4 protein-coding genes, 2 tRNA genes and 4 pseudogenes are annotated in these 10443 nt (G+C 64.7%); 7 read left to right on the forward strand and 3 right to left on the reverse strand.

Translation table 11 applies throughout. The annotated features are described in order from the left end of the window. Positions 1–2072 (forward strand): annotated as a pseudogene (locus JCM19049_RS04335) (ATP-dependent DNA helicase UvrD2); the annotation flags it as partial. Positions 2073–2236: 164 nt separating this feature from the next. Further along, a complete protein-coding gene (locus JCM19049_RS04340; RefSeq protein ID WP_054820921.1) occupies positions 2237–2836 on the forward strand; it encodes a M48 family metallopeptidase in 600 nt (199 codons plus the stop codon). A 112-nt stretch (positions 2837–2948) separates the two neighbouring features. Here JCM19049_RS04340 and JCM19049_RS18560 read toward each other — a convergent pair whose 3' ends face one another. Then, a complete protein-coding gene (locus JCM19049_RS18560; RefSeq protein WP_279402445.1) occupies positions 2949–3128 on the reverse strand; it encodes a hypothetical protein in 180 nt (59 codons plus the stop codon). Positions 3129–3149: 21 nt separating this feature from the next. Further along, a pseudogene (locus tag JCM19049_RS18570) lies at positions 3150–4408 on the reverse strand (zinc-dependent metalloprotease); the annotation flags it as partial. 157 nt (positions 4409–4565) lie between these two features. Between JCM19049_RS18570 and JCM19049_RS04350 the strand changes: the two are divergent. From JCM19049_RS04350 to JCM19049_RS04370, 5 genes and pseudogenes are all read left to right on the forward strand, one after another. Beyond that, positions 4566–5087, forward strand: coding sequence for a hypothetical protein (locus JCM19049_RS04350; protein ID WP_054820922.1), 522 nt, complete (start codon positions 4566–4568; stop codon positions 5085–5087). After that, the gene (locus JCM19049_RS04355; RefSeq protein WP_054820923.1) at positions 5011–5661 is read left to right on the forward strand and encodes a S16 family serine protease; all 651 of its coding nucleotides are present in this window, start codon (positions 5011–5013) and stop codon (positions 5659–5661) included. The genes JCM19049_RS04350 and JCM19049_RS04355 overlap by 77 nt, the downstream gene beginning before the upstream one ends. A gap of 232 nt (positions 5662–5893) precedes the next feature. Beyond that, a pseudogene (locus tag JCM19049_RS04360) lies at positions 5894–8776 on the forward strand (UPF0182 family protein). A 66-nt stretch (positions 8777–8842) separates the two neighbouring features. Next, positions 8843–8916 (forward strand) — tRNA-Met (locus JCM19049_RS04365). A 430-nt stretch (positions 8917–9346) separates the two neighbouring features. Further along, positions 9347–9420 (forward strand) — tRNA-Met (locus tag JCM19049_RS04370). Between the two features lie 39 nt (positions 9421–9459). On the opposite strand, the pseudogene JCM19049_RS04375 reads toward JCM19049_RS04370, so the two are convergent. Next, positions 9460–10310: pseudogene (locus tag JCM19049_RS04375) on the reverse strand (PspA/IM30 family protein). Positions 10311–10443 lie beyond the last annotated feature (133 nt).

Raw genomic sequence — 10443 nt, forward strand, 5'->3', positions numbered from 1 at the left:
CGAGCAGCGCCGTGCGGCCGAAAGCCTGACCGGACCGCTGTGCATCCTGGCCGGGGCGGGCACCGGCAAGACCCGGGCAATCACCCACCGCATCGCCCACGGGGTCTATACCGGGGTGTACCAGCAACACCGTGCTGGCCCTGACCTTCACCACCCGTGCCGCAGCGGAGATGCGCACCCGGCTGCGCCACCTTGGCGCCAACGGGGTGCAGACCCGCACCTTCATGCTGCGGCGCTGCGCCAGCTGCAGTACTTCTGGCCGCAGTCCATTGGCGGCACCCTGCCGAACCTGATTGAGCACAAGGCGCCGTTGGTGGCCGAAAGCGCGCGCCGGTTGCGCATTTCCAGCGACCGGGCGATGGTGCGCGACCTGGCCTCCGAAATTGAGTGGGCGAAGGTCTCGATGCATTCGGTGGAAACCTACGCCAAGGTGGTCGAGGGCCGGGAGCTGCCCAACGGGCTGGAGCCGGTGACGATGGTGCGCATCTTCCAGACCTATGAGGAGCTGAAGGACGACCGCCAGGTCATCGACTTTGAAGACGTCCTGATGCTCACCGCCGCCATCCTGGAGGACGATGAGAAGGTCGCCGCCAGCGTGCGTGCCCAGTACCGGCACTTCGTGTGGATGAGTACCAGGACGTTTCCCCGCTGCAGCAGCGCCTGCTGGATTTGTGGCTGGGGGAGCGGCGGGACATCTGCGTGGTGGGAGACGCTCCCAGACCATCTACTCGTTCACCGGGGCGACCTCCGACTACCTGCTGAAGTTCCGCCAACGCTACCCGGAGGCCGACGTAGTCAAGCTGGTGCGCGACTACCGTTCCACCCCCGAAGTGGTGGCCCTGGCCAACAAGATCCTGGCCACGCGCCGCATTGAAACCTCCGTGCCGGACCGCATGGTCACCTGGCCTGAACCGCTGGAGCTGATCGCCCAGCGCGAGCACGGCCCGGAACCGGAGTTCTTCGAGGCCAGTGATGACGCGCACGAGGCGGAGGAAGTCGCCCAGCGGATCAAGGCACTGCTGAGCAACGGCCAGGACGTCAGCGAAATCGCCATCCTGTACCGCACCAACGGCCAGTCCGAGGCCTTCGAACAGGCCCTGACCGCCCACTCCATCCCGTATGTGATGCGCGGCGCCGAACGCTTCTTCTCCCGCACCGAGGTCAAGGAGGGGATGCTCGCGCTGCGCGCGGCCCTGCACGTGGAATCGGAGATCCCGGCACCCAGATGGTGCGCGACGTGCTTTCCTCCCACGGCTACGCCCCCCACCCGCCGACTGCCGGCGGGGCCCAACGCCAACGCTGGGAATCGCTCTCGGCGCTGGTGCGTCTGGCCGATGACATGGCCGCCGCCCGCGACCAGGGAGGCGAGCAGATTACCTGCGGGAGATCATCACCGAACTTGAGGAACGCGCCGCTACCCAGCACGCGCCCACGCTGAACGGGGTCACCCTGGCCTCCTTCCATGCGGCCAAGGGCCTGGAATGGGATGTGGTCTTCTTGGCCGGGCTCAGTGACGGCTGGTGCCGATCACCTATGCCAAGGACCAGGCCGGCTACGACGAGGAACGGCGACTGCTGTACGTGGGGATCACCAGGGCCCGGCTGCAGCTGTTCCTCTCCTGGTCGTTAGCCCGCACACCAGGAGGACGCGCCCACCGCCAGCCCTCACGCTTCCTGGACGGGATCCGCGCCGTGCCGCGTTCCTCGGCCCGCCAGCCAAGCCGGCGGCGCAAGGAACAGAAACTGACGCCGGCCGTGTGCCGGGAATGCGGCTCGTTCCTCAGCAGCGCCCGTGAACGCAAGCTGCGCCGGTGCTCGGACTGTCCGGCCGCCTACGACGAGCAGCTCTTTGAGACACTGCGCGGCTGGCGCAGTGAGGTGTCCCAGGCGAACTCGGTTCCCGCGTTCGTGGTGTTCACCGATTCAACGCTGATGGCCATTGCCGAGGACAAACCCGGTACGCTGCAGGAGCTGGGCCGGATTTCCGGGGTGGGCAAATCCAAACTTGAACGCTACGGGCAGGCCGTGCTGGACCTGGTGAACCAGGCTGAGAGCCGCCGGCCCGTACCGTGATGCGGTAACGCGCTGCGGGGCCGCGGCCAGCCGGTCTATCCCCAACCGGTGACCCGCATCGCCCGGGGCGGTGAGTGCGGGCCTAGGGTGGGGATCCCACGTCCGGCAGCCCGGGCACGAACTTCTAGAATCGGAGGCTTGGCATGCCAGCGCATCCCACCACAGTGGATTTCTATGCCGAGGATGACATCCCGGTACGCATCGTGCGTTCCACCAAACGACGCAAGACCGTCTCCTCCCAGTGGAAGGATGACCGCTTTGTCGTCTCGGTCCCGGCGGCATTGACCGAATCGGCCGAACGCACCTTTGTCGAGGAGATGCTCAAGAAGTTCCGTCAGCGCAAGCGCACCACCGACTGGGCGCTGAGTGATGAGGCGTTGATGCAGCGGGCCATCGCCCTGGACCGGCACTACACCGGGGGTTTGGCCGCGCCGGCCTCGGTGCGCTGGGTCAGCAACCAGACCAAGCGCTGGGGTTCGGCGACCGTGTACGAGCGCCGCATCCGGCTCTCCACGCGCCTGCAGTACATGCCGCAATGGGTTCAGGACTATGTGCTGGTGCACGAACTGTGCCACCTGGTGGAACCGGCGGACGGGCACGGCCCGCGCTTCAACGGGCTGCTGAACCGTTTCGAGCGGCGGCGCGAAGCCGACGAATACCTCAAGGCCTTTAGCGCCGGCTACCGGGCCCACGCCCGGGAGATGGGGCGCCCGGATGATCAGCTCGAGGACCTGGATGAGGGTGGGGACCTGGAGCACGGCTAAGCGGTCCGCCGGCGCTCGCCGTCCTTCCGGGGCTGCATCCCTTGAGAAACGGGCTGGGCCCCGACGAGCACGGTCGTCGGGGCCCAACCCGTGAACGAATCAGCCGGTCTGGCTACGGCTTCGGCTCCTGCGGGCCGTCAGGGTCTTCTGGATCCTGCGGATCATCGGTGGCCTCAAAACCGCCGTCGAGCAGCTTGCCCAGCTGGGCGTCAAAGTCCTCGAACTCCGACGCCGCGGTCTCCCGGCGGCTGGTGAAGCTGGCCGGATCATCAAGATCCTCGGCGGTGGGCATCAGGTCCGGGTGATCCCAGACCGCGTCGCGGCCCTCGGTACCGCGTTCGGCATCCAGGTGCTCCCACAGGGCAGTGGCCTCGCGCAGGCGGCGGGGACGCAGCTCCAGGCCCACCAGGGAGGCGAACGTGTTCTCCGCCGGTCCGCCCGAGGCACGGCGGCGACGGAAGGTTTCGCGCAGGTGCTCGGAGAACGGCAGGTTCTTCGCGGCCAGGGACACCACATGGTCCACCCAGCCTCGATGAGCGCCAGGGTCAGTTCCAGGTTCTTCAGCGCCCGTTCCTGCGCCTCGGTGCGCTGCGGGGTGAACAGGCCCTCGCCAAGCATCTGCTGCAGGGACTCCGGGTTTGACGGGTCGACATCGCGCACCGCCTCTTCGATGCGGGACATGTCGATGTGGATGCCCCGCGCGTAGCTTTCCACCGCGCCGATCAGCTTCGAGGACAGCCACGGGACCCGCTGGAACAGACGCACATGGGCGGCCTCACGCAGCACCACGTACAGCAGGATTTCCTGCTCCGGGATCTCCAGCCCCTCGCCAAAGGTCTGCACGTTGGTGGCCACCAGCCCCGGGGTATTCCCGGCCAGGGGCAGACCAATGTCCGTGCCGCCCAACACGTCCTTGGCCAGGGCGCCAGCGCGGTGCCCAGCTGGGCGCCGAACATGCTGCCGCCCAGGTTGCGGAAGATCTGGTCGGAATTGCCCAGCATGCCCTTGATCTGTTCGGGCAGATGCTCCTGCATCGAGGAGGTGATCGCTTGATCACCGATTCGGCGATCGGCTCGGTCAGCTGCTTCCAGGTGCCAGGGTCTTGTCGAACCACTTGCGGCGGGTCCACGCCTCCAGCGGCATGCCGGTGCCTTCAAAGACGGTCGCGTTATCCAGCCACATGCCGGCCAGGTGGGATGCGTCGGCGATGGCGCTGCGCCGCGATTCGCTCACGGCCGGGTCTTCGCTGGCGTAGGCCTGCAGGGCGGTGTCCGAAGCCAGTTTCCAGTTCACCGAGCCCTCGGCGGGATTGGACTGCATCATCGCCGACATGAAGGCCTGGGCCTGTTGCATCATCTGCTGCATTGCCGCGGGATTGTTCGCCTGGTCGCCCAGCGCGGCCCGCAACTGTGGTGGAAGATTGTTGGGATCGAATCCACCACCGAAGAGTTGTCCAAACATCGCAGCAAAAGGATCCTGTGGGTCATTCTCGTCGTCCGACCCGTACGGTCGATTATTTGGTGGGTTCTGTGCCATGTAATAAAAGTACCCGTTAGAGCTGAGCGTTGACATAGATCCACGCCCCAGTTCGCTTTCGGCACACCGAATATACCTCTGTGTGCGGATGAAGTTCCCTGGGCTTATTCAGTAGGCTAGGAGTGGTCGTTTGTCCCCAAATGGCCGAGCCACAACTTTTATGTCCGCGGCGGGAGCGACTTACGTGCAAGAGATGGAACCACTGCCAGGAGCTGACCCAGCCCAAACGCGGGAATCCGCAACCACCAGCTCCCCTCGGCCGCGGGGCACCATCGCCGGAACCATTGCGCTGCTGCTGGTGGCGGTGATTTCCTTCCTGCCCACCAACTTTGTGGTCGAATCACCGGGCCCGGTGGTCAACACGCTGGGCGAGCTGGACGGACATCAGCTGTTGAGCATCAAGGACGCCAAGACCTTTGAGACCGAAAGCCAGTTGGACATGACCACGGTCTACGTCCAGGGCGGCGGGCAGCACCGGGTGACCGTCCCGGTGATCCTGGAGGCGTTGGTGAATCCCACCAAGGACGTGGTGCAGGAAGAGACCGTACTGCCGCGCGGGGTGACCAGCGATGAGCTGAGCCAGCAGAACGATTCGCTGATGGCCTCCAGCCAGGAGCTGTCGGTGGCCGCGGCCCTGAATGAACTGCAGATCCCCTTCACGACCACCCTGCAGGTGGTGGGCTTCGGCGATCCGCTCAACCAGGGAGCTGCGTGAGGGGGACGAGCTGGAGAAGATCAACGGTGAACCCATCAAGGACCTGGCCCAGCTGAAGCAGGCCCTGACCCGCCAGGGGACGAAGCCGTCCACACTGACCGTCAAGCGTGAGGGCCAATCGGTGGACGAAGAGGTGAGCACCGCCGCAGCCGAGGACGGGACCCGGCAAATTGGCGTGTTCCTGAAGCCGGAATACACCTTCCCCATGGACGTGAACTTCGGGGTGGAGGACATCGGGGGACCCAGCGCCGGGATGATGTTCGCCCTGGCCATCATCGACCAGCTCACCGAAGGGTCCCTGGCCGGGGACACCCACGTGGCCGGCACCGGGGCGATCACCGATGACGGCAAGATCGAACCCATTGGCGGGATCGCCCAGAAGATGGCCGCCGCCCAGCGCGCCGGCGCCGAGGTGTTCCTGGCCCCGGCAGATAACTGCCCCGACGTGCAGGACCGGGTCCCCAAGGACCTGGACGTGGTGAAGGTGTCCACCCTGGCCGAGGCCCGCCAGGCCCTGAGCCGCATCGCCTCGGGAACCGACCCGCAGCAGCTGCCCACCTGCACCTTGAAGTGAGCCCCGCGGCGGGTTCCGCTAGCCAAACCCCCGCAGACCAGATACCAATGTAAGTAAATACACGCGTCTCGGCACGAACTTTGCTCACCGGGACCTTGAGTGTGAGGAAAAAATAGTGTCATTCGGACCTGACAGTCCATTCGGAGGGCCCCCGCGGGGATCCGATGAGCCCAAGCGCCCACCGAACCCGCCGAATCGGAAAACCTCGCCGCTGACGTTGACGATTTTCGCGGTGGGTATCCTCGTCGCGCTGTTCGTCTTCTTCTCGAACTTCTACGCCGACATCCTCTGGTTCAACCAGCTGGGATACTCGGAGGTGTATTGGACCGAGAAGATCGCCAAGGTGGTCATCTTCATCGTTGCCGCCGCCCTCATGGCCGTGCCGATGTGGCTGTCCATGCGCAGCGCCTACAAGCACCGCCCGGTGTACGCGCCCAGCTCAAACCGCCCGGACATGATGTCCCGCTACCAGGCGCAGCTGGAGCCGATCCGCCGCTTCTTGATGATCGGCATCCCCGTGGTGATCGGTGTGTTCTCCGGAATCGCGGTGGCCGGCCAGTGGCAGACCATCCTGCTGTTCATGAACCAGCAGGAGTTCGGCACCACCGACCCGCAGTTCAACATGGACATCAGCTTCTTCGTGTTCACCCTGCCGTTCATCGGACTGATCAACGGGTTCCTGATTTCGGTGGTCCTGCTCGGCGGGGTGGCCGGGCTGCTGACCCACTACCTCTACGGCGGGATCCGCATCGAGGAACGCGGGGGAGTGACCATCGGCAAGGCCGCCCGGGTGCACACCGCCGTCGTCGTGGCCGTCTTCCTGGTGCTGCAGGGCGTGAACTACTGGATTGGCCAGTACGAGACGCTCACCGACCAGTCCGGCCGCGTGGCCGGTGCCTGTACAAGGACGTGCACGCGGTCATCCCGGCGCGGATGATCCTGGCGATCATCGCCGTGCTGATTGCCATCACCTTCATCATTGCCGCCTTCACCGGGCGCTGGCGCCTGCCGCTGATCGGCACCGCGATGCTGGTGGTGACCATGATCGTGGCCGGGGGCATCTACCCGTTCCTGGTCCAGGAATACCAGGTGCAACCTTCGCAGAAGTCCCTGGAACGCGAATACATTGACCGCAACATCAAGATGACGCGGGAGGCCTATGGCCTGCAGGATGTGGAGGTGACCCCGTATGAGGCGAAGGTGACCGCCGAATCCGGTGCGCTGGCTGCCGAGAAGGCGACCACCACCAACATCCGCCTGCTGGATCCGAACCTGGTTTCCGCGGCGTTCGCCCAGCTGCAGCAGTTCCGCAGCTACTACGCGTTCCCCACGAACCTGAACGTTGACCGCTACGAGATCGACGGCAAGACCGAGGACACGGTCATCGCCGCCCGTGAGATCACCGTGGACCCGAACGATTCGTGGATCAACCAGCACATCACCTACACCCACGGCTACGGCCTGGTGGCCGCCTACGGCAACCGCGTGGCCGCCGGCGGACGCCCGGACTTCATGCTCGGGGGCGTGCCGACCAGCGGTGAGCTGGCCAGCGATGAAAGCTACGAACCGCGGATCTACTTTGGTGAGCGGTCCCCGGACTACTCGATTGTTGGTGGCCCGGAGGACTGGCAGCCGCGTGAACTGGACCGCCCCAGCACCGGCTCCGAGGGTGAGGATGTGCGCTACACCTTCGAGGGCGACGGCGGGCCGAACATCGGCAACTTCTTCAACCGCCTGGTGTACTCGCTGAAGTTCGCGTCCACCGACCTGCTGCTCTCGGATGCGGTGAACGCCGAATCCCAGATCATCTACGACCGCAACCCGCGCGAACGCGTGAGTAAGGTCGCCCCGTACCTGACCCTGGATTCGAACGCCTACCCGGCGATCATCGACGGTCGGGTGAAGTGGATCGTGGATGGCTACACCACCTCCAACGCCTACCCGTACTCGCAGCAGCAGCAGCTGGAATCGGCGGTGACCGATTCGTTGACCAACGCCTCGGAATTCGACCGGCTCTCGGGCCGGGTGAACTACATCCGCAACTCGGTCAAGGCTACCGTGGATGCCTATGACGGTTCGGTGGACCTGTACGCCTGGGATGACCAGGAGCCGATGCTCAAGGCCTGGCAGCAGATTTTCCCGACCTCGGTCAAGCCGATGTCGGAGATGTCCGGCGAACTGATCGAGCACGTGCGCTACCCGGAGGACATGTTCAAGGTGCAGCGTGAGGTGCTGACCACCTATCACGTGACTAACCCGGACACGTTCTACGAAGCCAACGACGCCTGGGCCGTGCCCAGCGATCCGACGGCCAGCAGCGGGGACGTGAAGCAGCCTCCGTACTACATGTCGTTGAAGATGCCGACCCAGGATGATGCGACGTTCTCGCTGACCACCACGTTCATCCCGGCCGCTTCGCGCAACGGGCAGCAGCGCAACGTGCTGTTCGGTTTCCTCTCCGCCAACGCTGACGCCGGCGGGGAAGCGGGCGTGAAGAACGAGGACTACGGCAAGCTGCGGCTGCTGGAGCTGCCGCGCGACACCGCGGTCCCCGGCCCCGGCCAGGCACAGCAGAACTTCGACACGAACACCCGGGTCACCACCCAGCTGAACCTGCTGCGTCAGGGTGCCTCGGAGGTCAAGGGCGGCAACCTGCTCTCGCTGCCGGTGGGCGGCGGTGTGCTCTACGTGCAGCCGGTCTACGTGCAGTCTTCGGGCCAGACCAGCTTCCCAACCTGCGCAAGGTCCTGGTGGCCTTCGGTGACGAGGTCGGGTTCGCTGACACCCTGGGCGAAGCTGGATGAGATCTTCGGAGGCGACTCCGGAGCGGTGACCCAGGAGCATGATGGTGCCGACCCGGGCGACTCGCCGGATGACGAGCAGCCCAAGGCCCCGGAGCAGACCGACTCGGAGAAGCTGACCCAGGCGCTGAAGGACGCGAACGAAGCCATCAAGCGCGGCCAGCAGGCCCTGTCCGATGGTGACTTCGGTGCCTATGGTGAAGCCAGAAGGCCCTGGAGGACGCCTGAGCCGGGCGCTGGAGGCCGATGGGACCGAGGCCCCGGCCCCGGAGGAAAGCGGCGCTCCGACCGAGCAGCCGCAGGATGGGAACTAGTCCCGGCCAGCCCCAGGTAGCCCGATTTGCATTCCGCTCCGCGATGATGAAGAATAGTCTAGTCATCGCGGGGTGGAGCAGTTCGGTAGCTCGCCGGGCTCATAACCCGGAGGTCGAAGGTTCAAATCCTTCCCCCGCCACATAAGACAAAAAGGTGGAAACGATTCGTTTCCACCTTTTTGCATGTCCGGACGATTTGATGCCCTCCAACCCGGGCCGTGTCGCAAGGGGCGCAGGAATGGCCCGGTGGCCCTAAAGCTACCCAACGCCGGGCGGCGGTAGGCGCTATGGCGTCTCAGGGCTCACCGCGCGGTCCGGATGAGACTTTGTGTCCAGCAAGGCCTGCCGGCTCATTTACGGGATCGCAAGGGGCGCGCACGCCTTCGGGGACAGTGGTTCCGGCAGCCCCCGCGTGATCGGGGGCTGGATTCTCTGACAGGCATCATTCAACAGTGGCGGCATAATCCCGCCACGTCATGCCGGGGGATGGCGGGAAAGTCTCCGGTGACGAAGGTCACTGGCCCAGGATTAGCCATGGAGTTCAAGGATTGGTAATGTTGTATTTACCGACGCGGGGTGGAGCAGTTCGGTAGCTCGCCGGGCTCATAACCCGGAGGTCGAAGGTTCAAATCCTTCCCCCGCCACGAGATAAGAGGAGATCCGAAAGGATCTCCTCTTTTGCTTTATCCGGCGCAATCGCTTGGCCGGTTTCCGGGCCTGGCGCGCAGCCTCAAGCGGACCAGATAAACCCGTGGCCGCCACCAGAACGGTGACGGCCACGGATGCTGTTGCTGCCTACAGGTACTAGTTCTCCAGGCGCCGGTCTGCTTGGACTTCAGCGCCGCGAGACGAGCCTCAATTTCGGTCTGCTCTCCCAGATCCTCCAGCTGCTCGAACTGGGAGTCCAGGCTGGAAGAAGCCAGTTCGGAGGCGCCGCGGACCCGTGCCTCCTCGCGGCGAACCTTTTCCTCGAAGCGGCTGATCTCGCTGGTGGCGTCCATGATGTTCACGGACTTGACCGCTTCGTTGATCTGGTTCTGGGCGGCAGCGGCCTTCGAACGGGCCGTCAGCTCGTCCCGCTTGGAAACCAGTTCGGTGCGCTTGCTCTTCATCTGCTCCAGGCCGGTCTTCAGCTTCTCAACAATTTCACGTTGTGAAGCGATGGTCGGCTGCGCGCTCTTCATTTCGCTTTCGGCCTGCATCTGGCGCTGGATGGCCACCTTGGCTAGGTTGTCGAACTTCGCGGCGTTGGCGTCCTCATCGGAGGTGCGGAAGTCCTCGGCCTTGTTCGAGGCGGCCAGGGCTTGGTGCCCCACTCGCTGGCGGCCTGCTCGTCCTCCCGGTAGTCGTCTTCCAGCATCCGCAGGTTGCCGATGGTCTGGGCCACGGCCTGTTCGGCCTCGGCGATGTTGTTCGTGTAGTCGCGGATCATCTGATCCATCATCTTCTGCGGATCCTCGGCTGAATCGATCATGGCGTTGATGTTCGCCTTGGCCAGCTGGGCAACGCGGCCAAAAATGGACTGCTTGGTCATGATGTGAACCTTCCTATTGGTTGTAAAACAATGGTGAATCTGAACAACAGGGTCAAACCGGTAATGACGCCAGGGAAGTTAGAAGCTGCCACCTCCACCGCTGAAGCCGCCGCCCCCGCCGCCGAAGCCGCCG

The organism is Arthrobacter sp. JCM 19049 (assembly GCF_001310435.1).

Coding starts and splice junctions, on each gene's coding strand:
- JCM19049_RS18560 (WP_279402445.1), bottom strand. CDS start 3,128: ATGCCCACCGCCGAGGATCTTGATGATCCGGCCAGCTTCACCAGCCGC.
- JCM19049_RS04350 (WP_054820922.1), top strand. CDS start 4,566: ATGGAACCACTGCCAGGAGCTGACCCAGCCCAAACGCGGGAATCCGCA.
- JCM19049_RS04355 (WP_054820923.1), top strand. CDS start 5,011: ATGAACTGCAGATCCCCTTCACGACCACCCTGCAGGTGGTGGGCTTCG.